Below are 23,842 nucleotides of genomic sequence, written 5' to 3'. Positions count from 1 at the left end.
TAATCATTCATCCTCCCCGATAGTTTGAATAATGGTCATGGTTACTCCTACAACAACTAAATAAACACCGGTATCAAATAATACGGCAGTAGCAAGTTCAGTTTTCCCGAATATTGGTAAATCAAAATAACCAAATGTATGGGACAAGAAAGGTACATCAAACAAAAATGAACCCATTGCAGTTAATGTTGCAATTAATAACCCAAGAGCAGCCACCTTTTTAAAGTCAAAAGGTAAGGCTTTTTTCACTGTTTTCATATCAAATGCTAAAAGGAGAAGGACTATAGCTGCAGCAGAAATCAATCCACCGATGAATCCTCCACCTGGAGTATTATGACCCGCAAAAAAGAGATTTAAGGAGTAGGTAAGAATGATGAAAACAGTTATTTTTGTAGCTGTTTGTAGGATTAAATCATTTGTTTTCATCCTTCTTTCCTCCTTGTTAAGCGTAATTTAATCATTGTAAAAATACCGAGTGCAGCAATACCGAGAACGGTAATCTCAAACAATGTATCAAATCCACGGAAGTCTACTAGAATAACGTTAACGATATTGGTTCCTCCGCCTTCTTTATAGCTATTTTCGACAAAATAACTTGAGATGGAGTCAACAAGCCTTGTACTATTTGCAGAAATAGCAAGCAGTGTAACAATCGTTCCGACACCCAACGAGATAATTAGGTTTGTTACGCGGAAACGCATTGGTTTTTCTTTTTTCTGTAGCTTAGGCAAGTGATAAAAGCACAATAGGAATAAGGAAACTGATACGGTTTCAATGACAAGCTGAGTCAGCGCCAAATCTGGTGCACGGAATAGCACGAAGAATAAAGAAACTGTATATCCAACAGCACCAAGTGCAATCATGGCAGTGAGTCTAGACTTAGCAAAAATAGTCGTCAAAACGCCACCAATAAGAACGAGTGCCAGAACCGTCTCGTAGATCCGAACTGGTGCAACATGAGTTAAGTCAAATGCAAACCCATCTTTTATAATAAGTGCACTTCCTATCGCAACAATAAAAAACGCAAAAATAATCACTAAATAGTCGCGAATAACCCCAGTCATATAAAAGCGATTTAATCTCGATGCGGACCTTTCCATTGTTATAAGACCATTGTCATAAAGATTGTTTAAGGTTAAGCGCTTAGAGAAGATATTGTATATGCCAGCCCATTTTGTTAGGGTAAGGAACATTAATGTCCCTAAGACAACAACCCCAATGGACATATACAGCGGTGCATTCCAACCATGCCAATAGCCAAAATGAACATGAAAGTTCGAACCGCTATCTATCAAACTTGGGACAATTGACGCTACAGCAGGCTCAATTAAGCTTGGAGCTAAGATGTTTGAAAAGAACCCAAAGATAATAACAAGTGAAGCTAGGATAATAGGTGATATTAACATCCCTATCGGTGCTTCATGTGGCTTTTTATCAAGTTTTTCAAATTGAGCTTTTCCAGTAAATGTTTTAAAGACAAGAATCATACTGTAAATGAATGTGAAAACACTCGCAACCCAACCAAGGATTGGGAAAAGAATCCCCAATGTTTCCATATTGAAAATATCAAGTGTTGTTGCATTTACAATCGCTGTAAAGAAAGCTTCCTTACTTAAAAATCCATTAAATGGTGGTAATCCCGCCATTGAAAATGCACCAATTACAGACAATGTAAAGGTAATCGGCATAACGGTCATTAGTCCACCTAGCTTGCGAATATCACGCGTGCCTGTTTCATGGTCGACAATACCAACCACCATGAACAAACTTCCTTTAAATGTCGCATGGTTAATTAAGTGGAAGACAGCAGCTACGATTGCAGCCAAATAAAGATTCTCCTCAAGATGATCATAGTGAAGAGCTGCAGAACCAAGTCCAAGTAAGGACATAATTAATCCCAGCTGACTTACGGTTGAGAAAGCAAGGATTGCTTTTAAATCCGTCTGTTTTACAGCACTAAATGAGCCCCAAAATAAGGTGACAATACCAAAGGTAGAGATAATCCAGAACCATTCACTTGATCCGGCAAAAATAGGACTTAAGCGCGCTACTAAATAAATCCCCGCTTTAACCATAGTTGCTGAGTGCAAATAAGCACTAACAGGTGTTGGTGCTTCCATCGCATCTGGTAACCAAATATGGAATGGAAATTGTGCTGATTTTGTAAATGCACCTAAAAGGATTAATAGCATAGCAGGGATGAATAGCGAATTCGCTGGTAATGTGTCCACTTGAGCAATCATTTCACGAATACTAAATGTATTCGTCATGATAGACAGTAAAACAAACCCTGCCAACATTGATAGTCCACCAAATACAGTGATTAACATTGATTTTTGTGCACCATATCTCGACTTTTCACGATGATGCCAGTACCCGATTAATAGGAATGATGAAAGACTTGTTAACTCCCAGAATGTATAAAGAACAATTACATTATCTGAAAGAACAACTCCCAGCATGGCTCCCATGAAGCAAAGTAGGTATACATAAAAGTTATGTATCGATTCTTTTTCCTTAGAAAGGTAAAAGATAGAGTATAGGACGACTAATGCTCCAATACCAGTAATTAGTAGGACAAATAAAAGTCCTAACCCGTCAATGTACGCAGTAAAGTTGACTCCGATGGAAGGCATCCATTCTGCGGTACGAACAATTGGATTTCCATTCATCGTATTTTTCATGAATGAAAAGAAATAATAGAATAGCAAAACAGGCAGAATTAATACAAACCAACCTGTATGTATTCCACGCAAATACTTGCGTAAAAAAGGTATAAAGATAGCCAATATAAATGGAGATAATATGGCCCAATGTACAAGTGACAAAAACAGTACCCCCTTACTTTATAGTTCTTTTAAAAGTATATAACAATTAATAAGAACTTGCATGCCTTGCAACTTCTAGTGTTACCAAGATTTTTAGTTGTTATTAAATAAGTAGGAATCGTGTTTTTTAGGCAAAAAAAATTTTTTTAAATGAGGTGTATAAAATCTATGTTCAATATGAATGCTAGTAGCAAGAGGTGAGTACTGTGAATGTCAGAAAAGGAATTGTGGCTATTGCTATTTTTGCCTTCTTGTTTACCGTAGCATGGGTTATACATGACCAAACGAAGAGAGAATACATTGGAGAAGAATATAACGATCAACAACAATTTCAAATTCAAACACTAGATACACAAACAGAGGAAACAACAACGGTATATCCAAGATTTAAACCGCGAGAGTATATTCGAATTGAGCCGCGGAAATAAGAAATGAGTAATTGCACATCTATTAATTGCAGGTTAAAGACACCGCCAGAAGGTGCCTTTAAGTACAATGAGTATTTTGTTTAGTCCTAATTGGCTTAGACAAAGAAAAAAGGATGAGTTGAAAAACATCTCATCCTACCACTTGCTATTATTCCTTACGATTGGTGTGGGAATGGCTTTGTTGTGAAAAATCATTATTAGTATAGGGGCCACAAGAATAGCCAGGAATAAAAATATACTGAACAATATGTTAGATGTAAGGGTAGTACCAGCCTCATGTCCTGCTTCCATATATTCATCATAAAGCGAATTAATTTCCTGATCATTCGGGAAATCACCAAGCATTAAAAATTCCTTATTGTCAGCATCATAATAAAAGAAATCATGTTTTTGGAGATAAAAGATGCTATCTCGTTTTAATTTATAGGCTACGTGTCCCACTACTACATTCGCTGTGTATTTTTCAATTTTCTCTTCATTTTCTTCGGTATTAGGGTCGTCTGGCGTAATCACATTAACGACTTCGGCTTCCTTTGAAATTGAGTTTACAACATTAGCAGAGCCCACCGCATAATAATTAACTTCCTTTAGTTTTTCATTTACTGCTTTTGTAAAGTCGCTTTCACCTGAAGCACTAACTGTATTCAGGAAGGTGAAAAAAGCAAAACAGAAAACAATCATCAAAAACAGGAACCCTTTTTTCATAGAACCCCCTCTTTCCCTATAATAGTAACCCCTTAATCTATATGTATTTACAAAAAGGAGATTTACTACTAAAATCGAAATCATCAAGTATGGATTATGAGGATCAAAAATGAAAAATACGTATTTTACGAGTTATTTCCCACTAATTTCAATAATCCTTTTTAGTGTGTCATATGGGATTTGGACGGAATTAAAAACAGTAGAGGTACTTAAACAGGTTGGAGTATACAAAGGGATGCAAGAGTTTTTTTCGCCTACCTGGATTCAATTTTCGATATTTATAGTGTGTTTTTTAATTTACTTTATGGTATTTGCTGCATTAAAATTAATTGCCAATACATTGCTTGAACTTTCCCTTTTATTTTTTACAAAAGACAGCAATGGGGAGAGTTTGTCAAAAATTCGAATGGGTTCCTTTTTCTATCTAGGTGGAGGCACACTTTCCTTAGCATTTGTTCATTCCTTTTACGGTCTTCTTATCATTCTCATATTGGCTACACTGGGTTATTTTATTTTCTTTGTTTATAAAGTTCAAAACACTTCGACCTTTGGAGGGGTAATTGGCCTTGTTTTTTTTCTTACATTAAGCTGGTTTACATTTTTTATTTCAATAACCTTTGTTTGTATGAGATTGTACAATAGTATCATTGGAAGTTTACCGATTTAAAAAGCGAGCCTTATTGGCTCGCTTTCATAATATCTCTCCAAATATAGACTTGTGGTTTTTGAGCTTCCAAATAATATACACTTTTATTCTCATCATTTCCAACCCACACACCCGCAGTATATCTTTCAGTTAGGCCAACAAACCAGAGATCCTTAATCTCATTCGTAGTTCCAGTTTTTCCACCAATATAGCCGGATGAAAAGTTCGCTTCTTTGGCTGTACCAGTATTGACAACATCCGCAAGCAGCGCCCTTACCTTCTGATTAGCTGACTGACTCCAAACCCCTGTGGGTTCTTCATTCCAATCATAAAGAATATTCCCTTGTAAATCTGTTACCTTCGTAATTCCACGAGCTTGAATAAATTGTCCATTGTTGGCAAAGGTTGCAAATGCATTGGTCATTTCTAAAGGAGACATCCCATATGTAAAGCCACCAATAGCTGCAGGTAAACCATGGTCTTCCTTTACTACACTCGAAAAATGAAGTTTATTTAGATATTCAAACGCAGTTTCGATTCCGATTTCATCTAATAATCGGATAGCAGGGGTATTGTAGGAATACGTAAACGCTGTTTGTAAGCTAACATTTCCATATTGTCCGCCACCGTAATTCTGAGGGCAATAGCCGTTCTTGCAAAAGTTGTTGGCATTAACCTTTTGTGAAATTGAGGCACCTGTTTGATCAAAATACGGGGCATACACAAGTAATGGTTTTATCGCTGAGCCAGGTTGACGAGTTCCTTGAAAAGCCCGATGGAATGCAAATTTTTTATAGTTTTTTCCGCCCACAATGGCGACAAGCTGGTTCGAGGTATGATCAATCACTGCAACAGCTCCTTGAGCATGATCAGAAGGTAAATAACGTTCCACCGATTGCACAGCCGTCTCCTGAATTTTTGTATTTAGTACTGTCTCAATGATAATCCCAGATTCGAGTTTATCTTTAACTGTTTGATTTAATATATCATGTAGTTTTTCCTTTTCTTCTACTGAAGTTGCGGAGCTTAACTTCTCGGAGAAACCTTCCTTTTTTGAAATTAACATTTTAAGCTCCTGGTAAATATAAGTTGTATAATCTGGATAAGTATCCACTCTATCTTCCAATACAAGTTCAATCGGCTCATTAATTGCTCTTTGATACTCTTTAGGTGTGATTTTGTCGGCCTCTACTAGAATTTGTAATATGCGTTCCTGTCTTTCCTTCGTATTTGAAAATTGAGTAACCGGATTATAGAGTGATGGATTGTTCGGAATTGCGCACAAAAATGCAATTTGTGCTAGTGATGCCTCTTTAATAGGTTTACTAAAATAGAGCTGAGAAGCACTTTCGATTCCATAAGCCCCATTTTGAAAATAAATCGCATTGCTGTACGCAGTCAAAATTTCCTCTTTTGTTAGTTTCTGTTCCAACTGGTACGAGTATAAAAGCTCACTTAATTTTCGGTTATAGGTTTTCTCGTTTGTTAAATAGAGGTTCCTTGCTAATTGCTGTGTAATTGTACTTCCACCTTGATCGATAGATTCATTTTTAAAATTAATAAGGGCTGCCCGACCAATTCCTGTTATATCGAAGCCTACATGCTCGTAAAAATGCTGATCCTCAATAGCGATAAACAAGTCCTTTACAAGTGGCGGGATTTCGTCAGAGGGGAGGCTGGTACGATTTTCATTATGGTGAATCTCAGAGATGATGTTCCCTTTACTATCCTTAATATAGCTTGTCTGCTTCAATACAATTTGGTTGATTGGAATCTTTTCATCCAATACAGCGGGAAAACTTTTTGCCACCTTCAATTCGGTGTTTACTTGAAATAATACTAATATAAATAAAACTAAAAGAAAAAAAATAATAATATATCCAGTTTGTCTTCTCATGTATAACACTCTCTCAATAAGTACTATTATCTAATTATATAATACAATTTCGCCTAGGCGTATGTTACGTTTGCATTTTACAACATCAACTTGATACTGAATAAAGTAAAAAACAGATGACACGATTGTCATCTGTTTTAAGCAGCATGTTGGGTTGACTTTTCAGAATTACGAACAATGCTAAACCATAATGTAGCCGCACCCACTAAGAATAGGCCACTTGTGATGAAAAAGACAGTTGAGATTCCAAAAAATCCACTTAGGATTCCACCTGAAATCGGTCCAATTACATTACCTAAAAACCTGAAGCTAACATTATATCCTTGTACTTCTCCTTGCATGGAAAGTGGAGCAACTTGTCGAATGTAGGCCGTCATACATGGTATAAGCCCACCAACAGCCATACCAAATAAAAATCGACAAAGGACAAGTTGCCATAGTTCAGTTACAAGTCCTTGCGGGATAAACAATATCGAAGACGCAAGGAGAAGGAATGTAAGTATTTTTTGATGTCCAATTCGGTCACCTATTTTCCCCCATTGTCTCGTAAACAATAAATTCCCAAATCCAGTTGCAGAAAATGCCATTCCTGCTAAAAAGACAATATTACTACTGTCTGTCAAATGAGTAACGTATAAAGCTAGTAGGGGCTGAATACTAAAATTAGCAACTTGAATAAGTGTAGATATAAACATGACGGTTAATAACACAGGATTCGTAAAGATATGAGCTAAAACTTCCTTACGTGTATATTTTTTTACGGTCGTATTTTTTTCGTTAACACGTACCTCCTTAATTCCAAAGGCAACCAATACAACTGCTCCTAGTATCACAGTTGCGGTGAGAACGAAGGTATACTGGAAACCAACTGCATCCGCAAGCAACCCACCTAATAGTGGTCCGAACAAAGCACCAGATACATTCCCCATTTGAAGTGTTCCTAGTGTTTTCCCTGCTATTTCTTTCGGTGTTTGTGCTGAAATGAGGGCCAAAGAGGTTGGAATAAAGCCTGTAACAACACCCATGAAGAGCCTTAGAAAAAATAATTGCCCCACTGAGGTCACATATCCCATTAAAAAAATACTGATGGCAATGCCAGTCCCCGTTATTAGGAGAATTTTCTTGTAGCCATTGCGGTCACCGAAACGTCCCCAAAGTGGTGAAATAAAAAAAGCTGTTACAAAGGTTGCTGCAAAAACTAAACCTGCCCACCGTTGTACAAAACTATCAGAGTAATCACCAAACGTTTCAATATACAATGAGAGAAATGGCATAATCATTGTTGCACTTGCAGCAACAAAGAAATTGGCAAACCACATAATCACTAAATTTCGTTTTGCTGTTTGAATGTGTAACACCTTCTCAACTCGAATATTTCGGTTTACTAAATATTATAGAATATTATTGTACTTTATTGAAGTAGAAAATGCATATATATTATAAATATATTCTGAAAAATAAAAAGAACCGTGCTATAATAATTAAAAAGATGTTCGTCTATGTGTAAAAGTGTACTTGCTAAATGGTGGGTGTAAAGTCAGTTCTTTAAAAAACGAAAAAGGAGGTTTAGATGTGGAACATCAATATTTATTCATTGACTTTGAATTTACAATGCCAGAGGGAAAAGGCAACCCACAAGGATTTTACCCCGAAATAATCGAAGTTGGCCTCGTTTGCGTTAGGAATCAAACGATCATTGATCAATATTCTTCATATGTGAAACCTATAAAATTCCCAACGTTAACAAACCGGTGTAAATCCTTTTTAAACATCTCTCAAGAAGAAGTCGAACGTGGTGTAAGTTTTTCTGAATTTGTAAATAAACTTTCTGAATATGAACGCGTATCCTCCAGCACAATCATTACTTGGGGAAACATGGATATGAGGGTCCTTCGCCACAATTGTCAAAAGGCGGGAATCCCTTTTCCATTCCGAGGAAAGCAAAGAGACTTGTCCATGGAATATAAGCGTTTTTTTGGTGACCAAAATCAGACTGGTCTATGGAAGGCTGTGCAAGAATATGGCAAAGAAGGGACGGGTAAACATCACTGCGCGCTTGATGATGCACTCACAACGTTTAATATATTCAAATTAGTTGAAAATGATAAGCGTTATCTAGCAAAACCTGAACCAACCACAATCGGTGACCGAGTTGATTTCTCAAAAGTATTAAACAAATTTGCATTATAAAAAAGCCAATTCCCTACAAAGGTGAATTGGCTTTTTAGCTATATAAGATTATAAAATTCTTTACGTAGTTATTCGGTGTTCCTCAGGGCAGGCGCCTTGCGCTTTTCTATTTATAGTAACAATTTACAATAAAAACAAAAAATAATACCCTCTAGGTAGGATATCCTAATTGAAAAAGGAGGGATGTCTCATGTTTATTGGTCATAAAATAGAAAATCCTCAAACAATTCATTTATATATAGACCCTCATCTACCTGAGTTTTCAAGTGAACTCGGTACACAGGAAAAAGGAAAAAAGCTTCATTTCAATGAAAGTATCCGGTTATATCTTAAGGAAAAAGTTCCGAACCTAAACCCAACTATTGTAAAAGTGATGATGGGGACCATGGTGATTGCTACTGTCACTATGGTGGGTGGGTATGATTCGAATGTAAAAGCAGCTAGTCTTAATCAAGCAAGTTCACAATCCCAAACAACTCATACAGTAGCAAGCGGAGAAACATTATTCTCAATTGCAAAGAAATATAATCTCACTGTGTCCCAGCTCAAACAACTTAATCACTTACCCGGTGATATGATTTATACAGGGCAAACCCTCGTAATAAGTACAGAAGAACCACAGAAGAACACTTCATCGTATACGGTAACTCGTGGTGACACTCTTTACTCCATCGCCAACTCGTATAACATGAGTGTTGACCAGCTAAAGCAATTAAACAATTTAACTTCAAATACAATACATGTAGGACAAACGTTTCAGGTAGTCGGTACTGCACCACAGTCAACTGACATAGAAGGGAACACTTATACGGTGCAACCAGGCGATTCATTATACTCAATTGCTGATCGGGCAAATACAACCGTTGATCAACTCATGAAAAATAATAATCTTACATCGTCCGTAATTTATGTTGGGCAGACTTTAAAAGTAGGCACGAATACACCAACGACTCCACAGCAAAATGTAGCGGGTGCTACATATACGGTAAAAGCTGGAGACACCTTATATGGGATTGCTCGTAATTATAATATGAGTGTGGCAGACCTGAAAAACATTAATAATCTAACAAGCAATACACTTTCGATTGGACAAGTCTTGCAGGTGTCTGGAAACTCCAAGATCGAATCAAATACAGTGAATCGTGAACAAGTGCTTCAAGATTTGGTTAATGATTCATATAATTTTATTGGAATCCCTTATCTCTGGGGTGGCACAACGACAGCGGGGTTTGATTGTTCTGGTTTCGTTTCCTTTATGCATGCTAGACATGGAATAGATATCCCTAGAACAACATCAGCAGACTATTACACAATGGGTACGTCTGTCTCAAAGGCGAATTTGCAGCAAGGGGACCTTGTATTCTTCGCTGTTAATAATACGGGTCGTATTTCACATGTTGGTTTTTATGTAGGAAATAACAAATTTATCTCAGCCACATCCTCAAGTGGAATTGCAGTTGTATCAATGGATAATTCATACTGGTCAAAATATTATGTCGGAGCGAAGCGAGTCTATTAATAGAAAAAACCTACGGGAAGAATTCCCGTAGGTTATACTTTGTCAAATAACCCTAGGAGAAATCAGTCTCAGGCCTATTTGAAATAGTCACTCTCCAACACTTTCATGTTTTCAAGACTGCGTAAAGCCCACTCTGTACCTTCCGTCTCTAAATCACTTTTGGTCTTATCAACTGCTTCTTTTAAAGAAGCTTTATAATCAGGTACCTCTCCTGAAAATGGGCGGACCATCTTTTTAGGAACATTAGTCTGTTCATTAAAAGCAAGTGCCCTTCGTTCTTGAAACAATGGGACATTAACATCTTTTGGTGAGTGGATATCACCTTGCATAGGGTGTCTTAAAACAGCTTTTACCTTCACAAGATAATGTTCTGGTTTAATCGCGGTAATTTCCCCGATATATTTTCCTGTTTTATATATTCCAGTTACAATGTCACCGATTTTGAATTCCTCAGACATTATCCTCACTCCTCGTATAGTGAATTTCTAACTCTTTCCATTATAACCGACGATAATCAAACAAGCATCTATAACAACTGTTATGATATAATGATGAGTAATCATTATCGGTTGAAAGGTGTGTATACATGCTGTTATTATCAGTCTTAAACCTGTTCTTATATTTTCCTGAGGACAAATCTGAATATATTCCAGCCGGAATAACGACAGTTATCTGCTTAATTGTTGCATTTGTAGTGTTTCGTTTATTTATTAAGCATTCAAAGAAAGAGCAAGCCCAAGCTGAAGAACTTGAGAAACAAATAAGTAATCAAGAAAAAAATAATAGTATGAAGTAGTGATTGTATGGAAAATCAACAAGCCAACTTACAAATGATGATTATGCTTCAGGAATGGGATCCGCTTGGTTATGGAATCGGTTCTTATGAAACAGAAGCTGTAGATGTCTTGCAGGCGATCCATCAAATAGATGACCCTAGTAAATTAGCAAGAAAAATACAGTCCATTTTTGAATTCTCATTTGAGGAAATCATCCCACTTAAAGCTTGTAAGGATATAGCCCTAAAGCTCTTAATCATAAAAAACAACGCGACATGTGAACGATAAAAAGATGGGGCAACCCATCTTTTTTAGATAAACTCCGATATATATTCATACACCTTCTCAGGACATTCCTCAGGAACTAAATGTCCTGTATTTTTTATTGTAACTAACCTCGAATTTGGTAAGTCTTGATGTAGCCTTTTTCCGACTGAAAGCGGAACAACCCGGTCCTTCTCACCCCATATTAAAATGACAGGATGCTGGATCTTTTTTAGTTCTTCAGACGGTAAATCACCTTCACGGTGTCGAATCATTCTTGTTAACCCCATAAAAATCCCATTATCCGAAAATGGTTCTAAATACCCATCAATCATCTCTTTGTCAATAAGGTCATGATTGTGAACGACATTTCGTAAGTTATGCAATACACCTTGTTTAGCAAGTTTCCTTTTTACAATATAATGAAAATAGGGCAGGTAGGAGGAATAGATTAGCGACTTAGGCATTCTTTTCATATACCCAGAGCTACATAATAATACCAGCTTATTGACCAACTCAGGTGCTTGTTTTGCTATATACAAGCAAATCTGGCCACCCATTGAATGACCAACTAAATGTATATTTGAAAAATGAAAAGAGTTAATTAAGTCAATGACCACTTGTGCCAAATTTGTATACGAATATGTAAAGTTTCTAGATTTCTCACTTTTTCCAAATGGAGGAAGATCTATGGACAGTATCGTATAGTCCCTCTTTAAATAGGGAATCAATCTCCGAAAGCTAAAAGAAGAAGATAAGAATCCATGCAATAACACTAACACAGGTTTCTTTTTATCTTGTTGGTAAAGCTCATAATGGAGGTTAATCCCTTTAACATTAATAGTACCTATCAATCAAAAACACATCCTCCTCAAATTCTATCCATATTTTTCCCGAACACAAAAGAAAAACTCATAAATTTTAGAATGAATAAAAAATTTATCTCTGGTATAATAAGTGACATTAAAAATTCAAATATACAGTAGGGGTGACCTTTATGCAATTACAGGAAAATGAAATTGAAATACTAGAAATTATTGAAAATAATGGACGACTTCCTGTAGAAACAATCGCAAAGTTAGTTGGCAAAAATGTCGACGAGGTTGATCGTATTATCCGAAAGCTTGAAGACCAAAAAATCATTGTTGAATATAACACAATCGTTGACTGGAAAAAGGTTGAAGGTCACGAAGGTGTAACAGCCATGATTGATGTTAAGGTAACCCCGAAAAAAGGCGTTGGTTTTGATGAAATTGCCAAGCGCATCTATCATTTTAAGGAAGTAAAATCAGTTTATCTAATGTCTGGAGCCTATGACTTATCCGTAGTAATCGAAGGGAAAACCATGTCAGAAGTTGGTTCTTTTGTATCTGAAAAGCTCTCAACTCTGGATTCGGTTCTATCAACAACGACGCACTTTATATTAAAAAAATATAAGCACGATGGGACGATATTTGACCAAGGTGATGACGATAGACGGATTGTGGTGACACCATGACTTCCCATTATCTTTCCAAAAAGGTTCAAGAATTAAAGCCATCAGGAATTCGCCGCTTTTTTGACTTAGCGGTTACGATGGAGGGGGTTATCTCGTTGGGGGTAGGTGAACCTGACTTTGTAACACCCTGGTCCATAAGAGAAGCAAGTATCCAATCCATCGAATCGGGGATTACCTCATACACGGGAAACGCGGGATTGCTCGAACTTAGACAAGAAATATCTGCTTATTTGCAAAATTCATTTGGTGTAGCATACTCACCTGAAAAAGAGGTCATAGTGACAGTTGGAGGAAGCCAAGCAATTGATTTGGCTTTACGTGCAATTGTCGATCCTGGAGACGAAGTAATCATTGTTGAACCTACTTTTGTTGCCTATTCACCAATCGTTGCATTAGCTGGTGGAGTGCCGGTACCAGTTCATACAAAGAGTGAAAATGAATTTAAACTACAACCTGAAGAAATTGAAAAAGTTGTAACCGAGCGTACAAAGGCCATTATTATTTGTTCACCAAATAATCCAACAGGTACAATGCTAAAAAAGGATGAGCTCGAAGCGATTGCAAAAATCGTAGAAAAGCATGACTTAATCGTAATCTCAGATGAAATTTACGCTGAGCTTTCTTACGAAGGCCAATATACCAGTTTTTCGAGCATACCAGGTATGTTTGAGCGAACAATCCTTGTATCAGGATTTTCAAAGGGCTTTGCTATGACAGGTTGGCGATTAGGGTATTCAGCCGCTCCAACAGAAATTTCTGAAGCTATGTTAAAGATCCACCAGTATACAATGATGTGTGCATCAACGATGGCACAATATGGAGCAATCGAGGCTCTTCGTAACGGCCTTTCAGAAGTAGAGTCAATGAGAAAAAGCTATCGTCAGCGCAGAAACTTTTTTGTAACCTCCTTACGGGAAATTGGACTATCGTGTCATATGCCAGGAGGTGCTTTCTATGCTTTTCCATCTATTAAAGAAACGGGTCTGTCATCAGAAGAATTTGCACACCGTTTACTGATGGAGGAAAAAGTAGCTGTTGTCCCTGGAAATGTGTTCGGGGAAAGTGGAGAAGGCTTTATCCGCTGCTCTTATGCCTCCTCATTAGAACAACTACAAGAAGCTGTAAAACGCATGGGACGCTTCCTGAAGCATAATAATCTAGTCTAATAAAAAAGGACAAAACCAATTTTGGTTTTGTCCAACATACAAAAGGGGGAATACTAGAAAAGCCTTTGAAATCTAGAATACCCGATTTTCTCCTTCCTTAAACACTTCAACCGAACTCCTTTACGACGTCATATTTTCTTTAATTATTGGTAACTCTATAAATGCGAAATGCTTTACTTTTGAATAAATGGACATTTTGTGTTATAATTTTATATTGCGTATAAAAAGTGATTAAACTAAAGTTTTAGGAGTTGGGTAGCATGTCAGAGAAAATCGAAGTAGGAAGTGTTATTAAAGGTAAAATTACAGGGATTCAACCTTATGGAGCATTTGTTGCATTAGACGAAAATACACAAGGTTTAGTTCATATTTCAGAAGTAACCCATGGTTTTGTTAAAGATATTAACGAACATGTTAAGGTTGGAGATGAAGTAGAAGTTAAGGTTTTATCTGTTGATGAAGGAGCTGGCAAAATCGGCTTATCTATTCGTGCAACGCAGGAAGCACCAGAACAGCCGGTACAGCAACGAGCTGCAAAACCGAAAAAGCGTCCAGCACAAACACAACAAACGAACAATTCTGATTCACAAGGTTTCAATACTCTAAAGGATAAGCTTGAAGAGTGGATTGAACAATCAAGTTTTAAATAAGAATCTATTAAAAAAGAGGCAATCACTTATATTGCCTCTTTTTTTTGTATGAGTAAAGAAACTATGGAAATTATATCTAATGTGCAGAGGATTAATTCAAATGCTTTGATCTCAGCAAATGTGGCAAACTTCTGCTAAAAGATAGAAAGCAATCTACTTTACATCGATTACAAACATTGCCATAATTTTTGCTAGGAGGCGATTTTTAATGGAAAACTTTACATATTTTAACCCGACTAAATTAATTTTTGGGAAGGGTCAGGTTCAAGAATTGAGAAACGAAATACCTCAATATGGGAACAAAGTGTTGCTTATATATGGGGGGGGAAGTATAAAAAGAAACGGACTATATGACGAAGTGATTTCTTTATTGAATGAATTAGGTACTGAAGTTCATGAGTTATCAGGAGTAGAACCCAACCCACGTTTAACTACTGTTCGAAGAGGGATTGATATTTGTCGTAGGGAAGGTATTGAGTTCTTGCTAGCTGTAGGTGGTGGGAGTGTAATTGATTGTACAAAGGCTATCGCGGCAGGTGCTAAATACGATGGAGATGTGTGGGATTTTATGACTCGTAAAGCAGTCGCTTCTGACGCCCTTCCTTTAGGAACGGTATTAACAATTGCAGCAACTGGTTCAGAGATGAATTCTGGTTCGGTTATTACGAATTGGGAAACAAACGAAAAATATGGTTGGGGAAGCCCTGCTGTTTTTCCGAAATTTTCGATTCTAGATCCAGTCTATACCTTTACACTACCAAAGGATCAAACTGTATACGGTATAGTTGATATGATGTCACATGTTTTGGAACATTATTTTCACCATGAACCAAATACGTTAACACAAGACCAGTGGTGCGAGTCTGTTTTACGTACAGTCATTGAAACCGCACCAAAACTAATCAATGATCTTGAAAACTATGATCACCGTGCAACCATTATGCTAAATGGAACGCTTGCCTTAAATAAAATGTTAAATATGGGATATAACGGAGATTGGGCAACCCATAATATTGAACATGCAGTGTCAGCCGTATATGATATTCCTCATGGCGGTGGACTTGCAATTCTATTCCCAAATTGGATGAAACATGTCTTAGATGAAAACATTGGTCGATTCAAGCAATTGGCAGTTCGAGTGTTTAATGTCGACCCTGAAGGGAAAACCGATCGTGATATTGCACTTGAAGGAATTGAAAAACTTCGAGAGTTTTGGGTCTCAATAGGTGCACCATCTAGACTAGCAGATTACGGCATCGGTGAAGAAAAACTTGAACTTATGGCTGAAAAAACAGTTGTATATGGAGAATTTGGTCGTTTCAAGGTCCTAAATAAACAAGATTCATATGATATACTTCGAGCATCTTTATAACTAAATTTGGTGGAAAGTCCCTTTGATCTTATCGAAGGGATTCTTCATTTTTTTAACAAAAGTGAAAACTTTCACGTATTTGATTTTATAATTTTATAAACAATGAAAAAAGCTCATACTAACTGTGGTAGCGCTTTTTTTTGAAAAAAATAAATTGGATACGCTTACAGGTAGACTGTAGTCTTGATTTATCAGAAAACTTTGGTTACAGTGGAAAGAGGTTTTTAAAATACAAGGGTGGAGGTATTGAAAATGACACATGTTCGTTTTGATTATTCAAAAGCATTATCATTTTTTGGAGAACATGAAATTACATATCTACGTGATGCGGTAAAGGTCGCTCACCATTCTATACATGAAAAAACTGGTGCGGGTAGTGACTTCCTAGGTTGGGTAGATCTTCCAACTAACTATGATAAAGAGGAATTTTCACGTATCCAAAAAAGTGCAGAAAAAATCAAGTCCGATTCGGATATTTTGCTTGTCATCGGTATTGGTGGTTCTTATTTAGGGGCCAAAGCTGCAATTGATTGGTTAAACCATTCCTTCTATAATTCTCTAACGAAGGAACAGCGTAAAACACCACAAATCGTATTCGTTGGAAATAACATTAGTTCCACTTATATGAAAGATCTTATGGATTTACTGGAAGACAAAGATTATTCAATCAATGTTATATCCAAATCAGGTACAACAACAGAACCAGCACTTGCATTCCGTATCTTCCGTAAGATGTTGATTGAAAAGTATGGTAAAGAGGAAGCGCGTGGCCGTATTTTTGCAACTACAGATAAAGCTCGTGGTGCATTGAAAACATTAGCTACAGAGGAAGGCTATGAATCCTTTGTTATTCCTGATGATGTAGGGGGCCGTTATTCTGTATTAACTGCTGTTGGATTACTACCTATTGCAGTAAGTGGTGCAAATATCGAAGAAATGATGAAGGGTGCACAGGCTGCAAGTGTTGATTTTTCTAAATCAGAACTTGAAGAAAATCCTGCGTATCAATATGCTGCAGTTCGAAATGCTCTATACAATAAGGGCAAAACAATCGAAATGTTAATCAATTATGAGCCAGGACTTCAATATTTCTCTGAATGGTGGAAACAATTATTTGGTGAGAGTGAAGGGAAAGATCAGAAAGGGATTTACCCATCATCTGCAAACTTTTCAACAGATCTTCACTCACTAGGCCAATACGTTCAAGAAGGACGACGTGATTTATTTGAAACAGTTATTAATATTGAAAAGTCCCGTCATGAGCTTATTGTTGAAGCAGAAGAGAATGATTTAGATGGATTAAACTATTTAGCTGGAAAATCTGTTGAGTTTGTTAATACAAAAGCATTTGAAGGTACAATGCTTGCTCATACAGATGGGGGTGTACCAAATCTAATTGTTAATGTACCAGAAATGGACGAGTACTCCTTTGGCTACCTTGTGTATTTCTTTGAAAAAGCATGTGCAATGAGTGGCTATTTACTAGGTGTAAACCCATTCGACCAACCAGGTGTTGAAGCTTACAAAGTAAATATGTTTGCATTACTTGGTAAACCAGGATTTGAGGACAAAAAAGCTGAACTAGAAAAACGTTTATAATAAGTCTTACGTAAATATAAAGGGATTCCTATCGATAGGAATCCCTTTAACTTTTAATGATTAGAATTTGGTCGTTTTTTCTGATTTCAAGGGAAAGTGGAGGGTTTATAGTAATTTCTTCTTCCCGTTTAATCCCTATTAGTATCTTCCCTTCTTTTAATAAGGTTTCACTTGCTTTTTGGAAGCTTAATCCGATTAAATCAAAGGTGGTATCTAAGTATTGAAGTTTTCCGCCCTTCAGATCGACTAACATTGCGAGTAAAGCATCAGAAACTCCATGTGACAGAATACTATTGACCATGACTAGACTTGAAATTCGATTCGTCTGAATAATTTCATCCGCTCCACCACGCTTTGCATTTTGAATCTGGTGGGTGGTAAGTATTTCCACGATTGTAAAAACATCTGGATTTAAACCTTTGATAGCTAACAATGTCAGGATTGAGAGCATGTCAGCGTGGACCTCATCCTTTCCTTGGTCGGCAGTGACAAGGACCATATCCGCTTCTTGGATATTTGCTTTTATTAACGTATCATCACGAGTTGGATCACCTTTAATGAAATGAAAATGATTACCTGGCATCGGGTTTTTTTCTAATGTGTCATCGACTAGAAGAATTTCGGTGTTAGAGGCTGGGGTTTTTAGCACGGATATTGTTTCTCTTACTCGTTCATTCCAGCCAATGATGATAATATGTTTCTTTCCGTAAAAGTCCGATGTTCCTTCAATATAAGCGTTCTGTGTAACCAATGCTGATGTTGATATCGCGGCAAAATATCTCGTTACAATCCCAACACCGATAAAAATAAGAAACATACCTACGATTCTTCCCATTAAACTAGAAGGGGTGTAATCTCCATATCCTACAGTCGAGGCGGTAACAATTGCCCACCATACGCCATCAAAGATAGTTGGGAAGTTTTCTGGTTCTATAAGATGAATAATAGTCCCGAAAATGATGATGACCAATATGACAATTCCAATTAGTTTCGCGATTAAGAAACGCCTAAAGAAGGAAGCTAATATACTTGTAACCATACTGGCCACTCCTTTCTATAAGATGTTATTCTTTTAACTTTTTTCCTTTTTCATCTTTTGGTAGAAAGGCGAAGATTTCTTTTATGATGGTATTGATTCTTCGAGTAATTTCTTCATCCCCAAAGGTTTCCTTCGCATTTTCAATAGCCTCAATGACCTCTTGATCAAATTCAATTAGTGGCTTATCCGCCTCTGCTTCATTGTAAAGTCCAATGACAACATCTAAGCCCTCATTTAATTTATCAATCGAATCACTAAGTGACTTCTTTTCATTTTCATTAAGCTTCATACTTTTTGCTCCTCTTCCGAGTGTTTCTCTATAGTGTGTGCAAAAAGTTGTTAATTTTGCATAAAATACCAAGACAAAAAGCCCTATTCTAAGAAAAGAGCTTTTTAATCCCAGAATCCTTTTATAAATTTTTCAAAGATATCGGAACTAAAGTAAAAGAATGAACAGAGGAAAAAGACAATTACGAGACCAGTTAGAATCCAACTTATGGTTTCTTTCTTCACACGATCACCCCTACTTTATACTATTAGCAAATTGTCATGTTTCATACAAAGAAATATACCTCTAGGAATTCCTAGAGGTACTTTATAAATAAATGATAGGGGATAAGAAAAAGATTGCCTCTAATTATGAGAGAGTAACTAGAGGCAAGAGAGAAATGAAAACTTCATTGAAATAGACGTATTGTTTCATTAAAAGTTACAGATTTAATAAAAAAATTCATAGAATTTCAATCATTCTTTTTCTATTTTTAGCATACATTTAGGACAAGTGTAAAAAAAGAGGGGGAATCTAAATTGGCGTATCCAGGATCAAAGGGTTGGTATGTGAAACAATTGAAAGAAAAAGGAATCTTCCATCATCCGGTAGAACGAAAGAAGCTCGAGACCTATAAGACATATATCTTACGAAAGCTTTATCTTGAACTAATCGTAGATAAAGAAAAATAGTAGTATTCACCCTAGGTAGCCTAGACTTTAGGCTACTTTTTTATTGTTAGCATTTCCTCCAACCAAGCTTCACTTTATATATTATAATAGGTTAGTAGGAGGGGACAGAGTGGAGATAGTCGAAGTAGATTTATCAGAACGATTTGAGGTAGCCTTCAATCGAATTCATAAAGCACTAAGTAAAATGGTTCGGTCGGTAAATGGGAATATTTTTAGTCAATTAGTTGCACATGGTTCAAAAAGACATGCCATTATTCGTTCACATAAAGATGAACTCTTTCAATTTGCAAAGCTTCGAAATGCGATTGTTCATGAGAAATTACGTACTGATTTTTATATCGCTGAACCCCATCGCGAGGTAGTCGAGCGAATTGAAGAAATTGCTACTCTTTTAGAAAAACCGGTTACAGCCTTATCAATTTCAAATAGCCCAGTTGTCTATTTTAATTACTATTCTTCTATTAAAGATGTGATTTTATCGATTCATAAGAATACGTATACAAAGTTTCCTATTTATAAAGACGGAACATGTATCGGGATTTTGACGTCTGGAGCTGTAATCAAATGGATGGCTAAACATTTAACAAATGACGTTATAGATTTAGCTAATATACATGTAGGAGAAGTAATTCCTTACGAAACAAAACATTTAATTGATTTTGTTGATAAGGAACGTGATATCTTTGAAGTGGAAGAAATGTTTGAAAAACGCCATGCTCATGGTAAAAAGTTGGAAGCTGTAATCATTACTGAAAATGGACAAATCGATGAAAAACCAATTGGTATTATTACTTCTTGGGATTTAATTGAAATTGATTAAAAGGCACAGACGAGTGCCTTTTTTGCATTTAAATAGAGTAAGAAAATGTTGCTTCAATACGGGCGGTAATTGTTAGCTCACCTGGTTGAATGGGTGAAGCAGTTTCACTTTTTGCAAACATCGCAGTTTGGAATGGAATGGGAGGTGATTGTTGCGAAAGTTCCTGAACATGAAGTGGGATTTCCTGAAGTTGAACACCTAGTTCATTGGCAATTGTACGAGCTTTGCTGGTAGCATCCTTTAGAGCATTTTCAAGTGCTGTTGCATAATAGACCTGAGGATCTGAGACAGTGAAATTAATGCTTGTAACAGAATTAGCTCCGTTCTGAACAGCCATATCGACTATGCTTCCAGTTGATTGAATAGGCACATCTGAAATCTGAAGCATATGGGTCACCCGATAGCCCCGCAGGGTCTGTTTCGAGTTTTCAAAGTCATATAGAATGTCAATTCGAAAATCTACTGTTTTAATGTTCTCATTTGGTACTCCAGCTCCCAAAAGGGAATGAACCACATTATTTGTTAGTTGGTTATTTTCATTTTGAGCAGCCGAAACAGTATTGCTTTCGGTAATTACACCCAACGTGATGGTTGATGAAGTCGGTGTTACTGAAACAATTCCTTCCCCATTGACCTTCAATTTATTTTGATTAGTATGATTGTTTCTAACGGGCATGGAACGCATCGCCCAAGGTTCGTAAAGGTACATTATAAAGCCCCTTCCCTAAACTATTCTTTTGTATTGTATTAGTTTATTCCCAGTTAGGTGTTGAAAAAGAAAAATTAAATGAGATAGGCAAGCACTACCTATCTCATACGATTTAATTCACGGATACTATGATGTTCTCTTTCTAATTACTGCTCCAAAAATAACGTGTAAACATATATCTCCTGTAAAGTGAGCAATCATAGCGATTTCAATTCCATACTTCCAATATAAATATCCAAACAGGATTCCAGGAATGGCATTAAGTAAAACAGTACGGTAGAAAACAATATTTGATCTTCCGAAAAGTCCAAAAGCAACCGGCAAATGCCCTACGCCAAACAGAAGGGCGGCAAAAATGATTCCAATCCAATACGAAACTTCTCCTAGACCTAAAAGTCTTGATAGATAAACTACCACTGTCATCAGGAATAAGCGGGTTAACACTTCCTCTGAAATCCCTCCATAAAATGAAGCCAAAAGGGATTGTGCTTTTGATGGTTCATCTATTGTAACCTTTGGCATTTTTTTCATAAACAAGACATCCAAAAGCATAATTAAGAATGCTGCAACAGTTCCAACAACAACTCCAAGAAAGATTGTGCTTGGAATGGAGTATGGAACAACAGTGTCGTGTAACCAATGATCAACTAACCACCAATGTAAATCGACTTTTGGAGCAAGCCATGTACCAATAAATGCAGAAACTCCTAATAAAATGACACTTTGAATAATGCTAATTAAAACAAGTACAGGTGTAGGAGGAATCTTCTTAGTAGGATTCTTTTTCGCATCTTCTACGATTCTTCCTTGTAACATTTTAAATTGATATGGCATAACGACGATTGCACCAATTGACGCTGCAATCCAAAAAATAAAAAACTCTGTCATCTTGAACACCCTCATTCATTCTATTTCCTGTAGATAATACGAATGAGATAATGAGAAAGTTCATATTATTATTTATTACAAAAAAAAGCACCCATAAAGGGCACCTTAATTATACTTGTTCTTCTTTAACGTCATTCATGATGGATACTATATTTTTCACCCAATGATTATTTAGGCCAGTGGCGTCATTTGCTGCTTGACTTGGGGCGTAAACTGATTGAATTTCAGCAATTGTTCCTTTTCCATTTTCGACATAATACTTCTTTAAATAAATGGCCTTAAAGTGAATACTATCTTCAATAGAAAGAAATTTTTGCCAATTAGTTCCCCCATTAACTAACTCCTCACAACCGGGGTTTGGATATTCTTCACCAAAGATATCAGCGTATATATCAGGCATACACGTAATACCACCAATATTGTTCCATGGTGAAGTCGAAAGATCAGAATCACCCCAACCTGTTTCCTGCGCAGCTAATGCGGCTAAAAATACAGGATCAATATCATGTTCTTCGCCCGATTTTACAAAATTTTGTCCTAAGCCCTTTAAATTTCCCTTTAAGTGCTTGTCCAGCTCAGAACCGGAAATGGAATTTTCTTGTTCAACATTATAATGCTCTGATGCCAGTTCCACGGGCTTATTCTGTGGAATCTCTTTATTTATTTCCTCTTTATTTATTTCTTCTTGCATCTTATTTTTATTTATTGTTTCTGCATTTGAATGATTTATCGTTGCAAAAATACTAATCCCCATAATAATTAGTACACCAATAAAATAGAGAAATGGGGGTTTTCTTATAAGAGTTGAGATTTTCAATGTATCCTACCTCCTTCATAAGACCTTTATCCTACTCGAGAAACTATCCTAACATACTAAAATAACAGTTGTGTTACAAACATGTTATGACAATCTTATAAAAAGATGACAGATAGAATGGGTATTTGCAAATACACTACAAGTCTAGTATAATCTGAAACTGTATGTTCGTTGTCAGAAACGTAAACATTTTCCATTTTTATCAATAAACTGGAATTAAATTGCTTTATTCAGTAGCAATTTATCCGATTATAAATTGGGAGAATGAATGTGAAATAATATTAAACCTAGTAATGCAACCACGGCTGAATAAAGTATTGCCTCCGGCGGATGCGACAGATTTTCAAAGGAAGTTTTTCGAGCGAGTTCGAAAAAATCTGGCGCAAATACGCCAAGGCGTATTTGATTAGGTCGGCAAAAAAATACAATGAAAGGTGTTTGTTATGTATTATCAGAGTTTGCTAATGAAAGAGGATCTGGATAAGAGCCCGTCAGAGGTCAAACAAGATTTAGAGGATTTACAGTTTCAGCTTTATCGCATGCAGGACAACATAAAAGAGATATCAAAAAAGCATCAAATTATTGGAATAGATCAATCAAAGGATGAAAAGTGGGTAATCGTATCTGCACTTGATGATGGGAATCGTTGCCAAATTATGGTGCATGATTGTGAGACCGCCTATAGAGGTAACTGGGATTTTTCTCTTCAAGCGAAATACCAAGATGATGATAATGCGATCCATATTGGAGATATAAAAGGACCTGCGAACCAGGGGTATGGATCAATTTGCATGAATCATTTAAAGGAAATTGCACGTGAACAGAACATACCTGTCATTAAAGGAGATATTGCAAAAAGAGACTGGGATCACGTTGATCGTCTTGTCTATTTTTATGAAAAACACGATTTCGATGTTGAAATCGATCCTACAACAAAATCGGGTGAAATTATTTGGAAAAATTAATCAAAAAACGAGTGGCCTGCTTACCTTTTATCATGGTAAAGCGGGCTTTTTTTATTTAGTATAGAGGAGATTATAAGCGATATTAGGTTTTTAAAGTGAGGCCTTA

The 23,842-nt window shown here is 36.5% G+C and carries 26 protein-coding genes; 14 read left to right on the top strand and 12 right to left on the bottom strand.

The genetic code is table 11. The annotated features are described in order from the left end of the window. Nucleotides 1-3 precede the first annotated feature (3 nt). Nucleotides 4-426: a Na(+)/H(+) antiporter subunit B gene (locus tag CZ490_RS12625; RefSeq protein ID WP_077619212.1), complete on the bottom strand. Its 423-nt coding sequence runs from the start codon at nt 424-426 to the stop codon at nt 4-6. After that, entirely contained in the window at nt 423-2,828 is a 2,406-nt protein-coding gene (locus CZ490_RS12620; protein WP_077619211.1) for a Na+/H+ antiporter subunit A, read from the bottom strand. Before CZ490_RS12620 ends, CZ490_RS12625 begins: the two co-directional genes overlap by 4 nt. A 206-nt stretch (nt 2,829-3,034) precedes the next feature. Here CZ490_RS12620 and CZ490_RS12615 point away from each other — a divergent pair, with 206 nt between their 5' ends. After that, the gene (locus CZ490_RS12615; RefSeq protein ID WP_077619210.1) at nt 3,035-3,256 is read left to right on the top strand and encodes a hypothetical protein; all 222 of its coding nucleotides are present in this window, start codon (nt 3,035-3,037) and stop codon (nt 3,254-3,256) included. Nucleotides 3,257-3,391: 135 nt separating this feature from the next. Here the strand turns inward: CZ490_RS12615 and CZ490_RS12610 are convergent, their stop codons facing one another. After that, entirely contained in the window at nt 3,392-3,961 is a 570-nt protein-coding gene (locus CZ490_RS12610; RefSeq protein ID WP_077619209.1) for a hypothetical protein, read from the bottom strand. A gap of 109 nt (nt 3,962-4,070) precedes the next feature. On the opposite strand from CZ490_RS12610, the gene CZ490_RS12605 reads away from it, so the two are divergent. Then, nucleotides 4,071-4,628 carry a DUF5366 family protein gene (locus CZ490_RS12605; protein WP_077619208.1) on the top strand — a complete coding sequence of 186 codons (558 nt, stop codon included), beginning with the start codon at nt 4,071-4,073 and terminating at the stop codon, nt 4,626-4,628. A 10-nt stretch (nt 4,629-4,638) separates the two neighbouring features. Here CZ490_RS12605 and CZ490_RS12600 read toward each other — a convergent pair whose 3' ends face one another. Further along, nucleotides 4,639-6,504: a transglycosylase domain-containing protein gene (locus CZ490_RS12600; protein WP_077619207.1), complete on the bottom strand. Its 1,866-nt coding sequence runs from the start codon at nt 6,502-6,504 to the stop codon at nt 4,639-4,641. Nucleotides 6,505-6,641: 137 nt separating this feature from the next. After that, complete coding sequence (locus tag CZ490_RS12595) at nt 6,642-7,823, bottom strand: MFS transporter (RefSeq protein ID WP_077621051.1); 1,182 nt, start codon at nt 7,821-7,823, stop codon at nt 6,642-6,644. A 292-nt stretch (nt 7,824-8,115) separates the two neighbouring features. Here CZ490_RS12595 and kapD point away from each other — a divergent pair, with 292 nt between their 5' ends. Further along, on the top strand, nt 8,116-8,694 hold the full coding sequence (gene kapD, locus CZ490_RS12590) for a 3'-5' exonuclease KapD (protein ID WP_077621050.1): 579 nt from the start codon (nt 8,116-8,118) through the stop codon (nt 8,692-8,694). A 190-nt stretch (nt 8,695-8,884) separates the two neighbouring features. Then, nucleotides 8,885-10,213 (top strand): C40 family peptidase, encoded by a 1,329-nt coding sequence (locus tag CZ490_RS12585; protein WP_234987229.1) that lies wholly within the window; start codon nt 8,885-8,887, stop codon nt 10,211-10,213. A gap of 74 nt (nt 10,214-10,287) precedes the next feature. Here CZ490_RS12585 and kapB read toward each other — a convergent pair whose 3' ends face one another. Further along, complete coding sequence (kapB, locus tag CZ490_RS12580; RefSeq protein ID WP_077619206.1) at nt 10,288-10,671, bottom strand: kinase-associated lipoprotein KapB; 384 nt, start codon at nt 10,669-10,671, stop codon at nt 10,288-10,290. Between the two features lie 128 nt (nt 10,672-10,799). Between kapB and CZ490_RS12575 the strand changes: the two genes are divergently transcribed. Both CZ490_RS12575 and CZ490_RS12570 read left to right on the top strand, forming a co-directional pair. After that, on the top strand, nt 10,800-11,009 hold the full coding sequence (locus tag CZ490_RS12575) for a hypothetical protein (protein ID WP_077619205.1): 210 nt from the start codon (nt 10,800-10,802) through the stop codon (nt 11,007-11,009). Between the two features lie 7 nt (nt 11,010-11,016). Then, nucleotides 11,017-11,277 carry a DUF1871 family protein gene (locus CZ490_RS12570; protein ID WP_077619204.1) on the top strand — a complete coding sequence of 87 codons (261 nt, stop codon included), beginning with the start codon at nt 11,017-11,019 and terminating at the stop codon, nt 11,275-11,277. Between the two features lie 23 nt (nt 11,278-11,300). On the opposite strand, the gene CZ490_RS12565 is transcribed toward CZ490_RS12570, so the two are convergent. Then, nucleotides 11,301-12,104, bottom strand: a complete 804-nt coding sequence (locus tag CZ490_RS12565) for an alpha/beta fold hydrolase (protein ID WP_077621048.1) — start codon at nt 12,102-12,104, stop codon at nt 11,301-11,303. Nucleotides 12,105-12,250: 146 nt separating this feature from the next. Between CZ490_RS12565 and CZ490_RS12560 the strand changes: the two genes are divergently transcribed. From CZ490_RS12560 to CZ490_RS12540, 5 genes are all read left to right on the top strand, one after another. Next, complete coding sequence (locus tag CZ490_RS12560) at nt 12,251-12,751, top strand: Lrp/AsnC family transcriptional regulator (protein WP_077619203.1); 501 nt, start codon at nt 12,251-12,253, stop codon at nt 12,749-12,751. Next, a complete protein-coding gene (locus CZ490_RS12555; RefSeq protein ID WP_077619202.1) occupies nt 12,748-13,917 on the top strand; it encodes an aminotransferase in 1,170 nt (389 codons plus the stop codon). The genes CZ490_RS12560 and CZ490_RS12555 overlap by 4 nt, the downstream gene beginning before the upstream one ends. A 260-nt stretch (nt 13,918-14,177) precedes the next feature. Next, complete coding sequence (gene yugI, locus CZ490_RS12550; RefSeq protein ID WP_077619201.1) at nt 14,178-14,567, top strand: S1 domain-containing post-transcriptional regulator GSP13; 390 nt, start codon at nt 14,178-14,180, stop codon at nt 14,565-14,567. Between the two features lie 208 nt (nt 14,568-14,775). Continuing rightward, a complete protein-coding gene (locus CZ490_RS12545) occupies nt 14,776-15,939 on the top strand; it encodes an iron-containing alcohol dehydrogenase (protein WP_077619200.1) in 1,164 nt (387 codons plus the stop codon). A 252-nt stretch (nt 15,940-16,191) separates the two neighbouring features. After that, on the top strand, nt 16,192-17,538 hold the full coding sequence (locus CZ490_RS12540; protein ID WP_077619199.1) for a glucose-6-phosphate isomerase: 1,347 nt from the start codon (nt 16,192-16,194) through the stop codon (nt 17,536-17,538). Nucleotides 17,539-17,584: 46 nt separating this feature from the next. On the opposite strand, the gene CZ490_RS12535 is transcribed toward CZ490_RS12540, so the two are convergent. Together CZ490_RS12535 and CZ490_RS12530 are read right to left on the bottom strand one after the other, a co-directional pair. Then, nucleotides 17,585-18,577: a potassium channel family protein gene (locus CZ490_RS12535; protein WP_077619198.1), complete on the bottom strand. Its 993-nt coding sequence runs from the start codon at nt 18,575-18,577 to the stop codon at nt 17,585-17,587. 25 nt (nt 18,578-18,602) lie between these two features. Continuing rightward, nucleotides 18,603-18,866 (bottom strand): atypical membrane-integrating protein (Mistic protein), encoded by a 264-nt coding sequence (locus tag CZ490_RS12530; protein ID WP_077619197.1) that lies wholly within the window; start codon nt 18,864-18,866, stop codon nt 18,603-18,605. A 518-nt stretch (nt 18,867-19,384) separates the two neighbouring features. Here CZ490_RS12530 and CZ490_RS12525 point away from each other — a divergent pair. Next, complete coding sequence (locus CZ490_RS12525) at nt 19,385-19,537, top strand: DUF2639 domain-containing protein (RefSeq protein ID WP_077619196.1); 153 nt, start codon at nt 19,385-19,387, stop codon at nt 19,535-19,537. A 109-nt stretch (nt 19,538-19,646) separates the two neighbouring features. Further along, the gene (locus tag CZ490_RS12520; RefSeq protein WP_077619195.1) at nt 19,647-20,357 is read left to right on the top strand and encodes a CBS domain-containing protein; all 711 of its coding nucleotides are present in this window, start codon (nt 19,647-19,649) and stop codon (nt 20,355-20,357) included. A gap of 28 nt (nt 20,358-20,385) precedes the next feature. Here the strand turns inward: CZ490_RS12520 and CZ490_RS12515 are convergent, their stop codons facing one another. The 3 genes from CZ490_RS12515 to CZ490_RS12505 form a co-directional block, all read right to left on the bottom strand. After that, on the bottom strand, nt 20,386-21,066 hold the full coding sequence (locus tag CZ490_RS12515) for an SIMPL domain-containing protein (protein ID WP_077619194.1): 681 nt from the start codon (nt 21,064-21,066) through the stop codon (nt 20,386-20,388). 126 nt (nt 21,067-21,192) lie between these two features. After that, nucleotides 21,193-21,954, bottom strand: a complete 762-nt coding sequence (locus CZ490_RS12510; RefSeq protein ID WP_077619193.1) for a CPBP family intramembrane glutamic endopeptidase — start codon at nt 21,952-21,954, stop codon at nt 21,193-21,195. Between the two features lie 109 nt (nt 21,955-22,063). Beyond that, nucleotides 22,064-22,771, bottom strand: coding sequence for a glucosaminidase domain-containing protein (locus CZ490_RS12505; protein ID WP_077619192.1), 708 nt, complete (start codon nt 22,769-22,771; stop codon nt 22,064-22,066). 464 nt (nt 22,772-23,235) lie between these two features. On the opposite strand from CZ490_RS12505, the gene CZ490_RS12500 reads away from it, so the two are divergent. Next, entirely contained in the window at nt 23,236-23,736 is a 501-nt protein-coding gene (locus CZ490_RS12500; protein ID WP_234987228.1) for a hypothetical protein, read from the top strand. The last annotated feature ends 106 nt before the right edge of the window (nt 23,737-23,842 follow it).

Origin of the sequence: Litchfieldia sinesaloumensis (assembly GCF_900156865.1) — a bacterium.
Taxonomy (GTDB): domain Bacteria; phylum Bacillota; class Bacilli; order Bacillales; family Bacillaceae_L; genus Ferdinandcohnia; species Ferdinandcohnia sinesaloumensis.
This window is presented reverse-complemented; position numbering and strand designations above follow the sequence as displayed.

Excerpts from the sequence above, each read along its gene's own strand:
- CZ490_RS12625 (WP_077619212.1), bottom strand. The coding sequence starts at position 426 with ATGAAAACAAATGATTTAATCCTACAAACAGCTACAAAAATAACTGTT.
- CZ490_RS12610 (WP_077619209.1), bottom strand. The coding sequence starts at position 3,961 with ATGAAAAAAGGGTTCCTGTTTTTGATGATTGTTTTCTGTTTTGCTTTT.
- CZ490_RS12605 (WP_077619208.1), top strand. The coding sequence starts at position 4,071 with ATGAAAAATACGTATTTTACGAGTTATTTCCCACTAATTTCAATAATC.
- CZ490_RS12600 (WP_077619207.1), bottom strand. The coding sequence starts at position 6,504 with ATGAGAAGACAAACTGGATATATTATTATTTTTTTTCTTTTAGTTTTA.
- CZ490_RS12595 (WP_077621051.1), bottom strand. The coding sequence starts at position 7,823 with ATGTGGTTTGCCAATTTCTTTGTTGCTGCAAGTGCAACAATGATTATG.
- kapD (WP_077621050.1), top strand. The coding sequence starts at position 8,116 with ATGCCAGAGGGAAAAGGCAACCCACAAGGATTTTACCCCGAAATAATC.
- CZ490_RS12585 (WP_234987229.1), top strand. The coding sequence starts at position 8,885 with ATGTTTATTGGTCATAAAATAGAAAATCCTCAAACAATTCATTTATAT.
- kapB (WP_077619206.1), bottom strand. The coding sequence starts at position 10,671 with ATGTCTGAGGAATTCAAAATCGGTGACATTGTAACTGGAATATATAAA.
- CZ490_RS12575 (WP_077619205.1), top strand. The coding sequence starts at position 10,800 with ATGCTGTTATTATCAGTCTTAAACCTGTTCTTATATTTTCCTGAGGAC.
- CZ490_RS12570 (WP_077619204.1), top strand. The coding sequence starts at position 11,017 with ATGGAAAATCAACAAGCCAACTTACAAATGATGATTATGCTTCAGGAA.
- CZ490_RS12560 (WP_077619203.1), top strand. The coding sequence starts at position 12,251 with ATGCAATTACAGGAAAATGAAATTGAAATACTAGAAATTATTGAAAAT.
- CZ490_RS12555 (WP_077619202.1), top strand. The coding sequence starts at position 12,748 with ATGACTTCCCATTATCTTTCCAAAAAGGTTCAAGAATTAAAGCCATCA.
- yugI (WP_077619201.1), top strand. The coding sequence starts at position 14,178 with ATGTCAGAGAAAATCGAAGTAGGAAGTGTTATTAAAGGTAAAATTACA.
- CZ490_RS12545 (WP_077619200.1), top strand. The coding sequence starts at position 14,776 with ATGGAAAACTTTACATATTTTAACCCGACTAAATTAATTTTTGGGAAG.
- CZ490_RS12540 (WP_077619199.1), top strand. The coding sequence starts at position 16,192 with ATGACACATGTTCGTTTTGATTATTCAAAAGCATTATCATTTTTTGGA.
- CZ490_RS12535 (WP_077619198.1), bottom strand. The coding sequence starts at position 18,577 with ATGGTTACAAGTATATTAGCTTCCTTCTTTAGGCGTTTCTTAATCGCG.
- CZ490_RS12530 (WP_077619197.1), bottom strand. The coding sequence starts at position 18,866 with ATGAAGCTTAATGAAAATGAAAAGAAGTCACTTAGTGATTCGATTGAT.
- CZ490_RS12515 (WP_077619194.1), bottom strand. The coding sequence starts at position 21,066 with ATGTACCTTTACGAACCTTGGGCGATGCGTTCCATGCCCGTTAGAAAC.
- CZ490_RS12510 (WP_077619193.1), bottom strand. The coding sequence starts at position 21,954 with ATGACAGAGTTTTTTATTTTTTGGATTGCAGCGTCAATTGGTGCAATC.
- CZ490_RS12500 (WP_234987228.1), top strand. The coding sequence starts at position 23,236 with ATGAAAGAGGATCTGGATAAGAGCCCGTCAGAGGTCAAACAAGATTTA.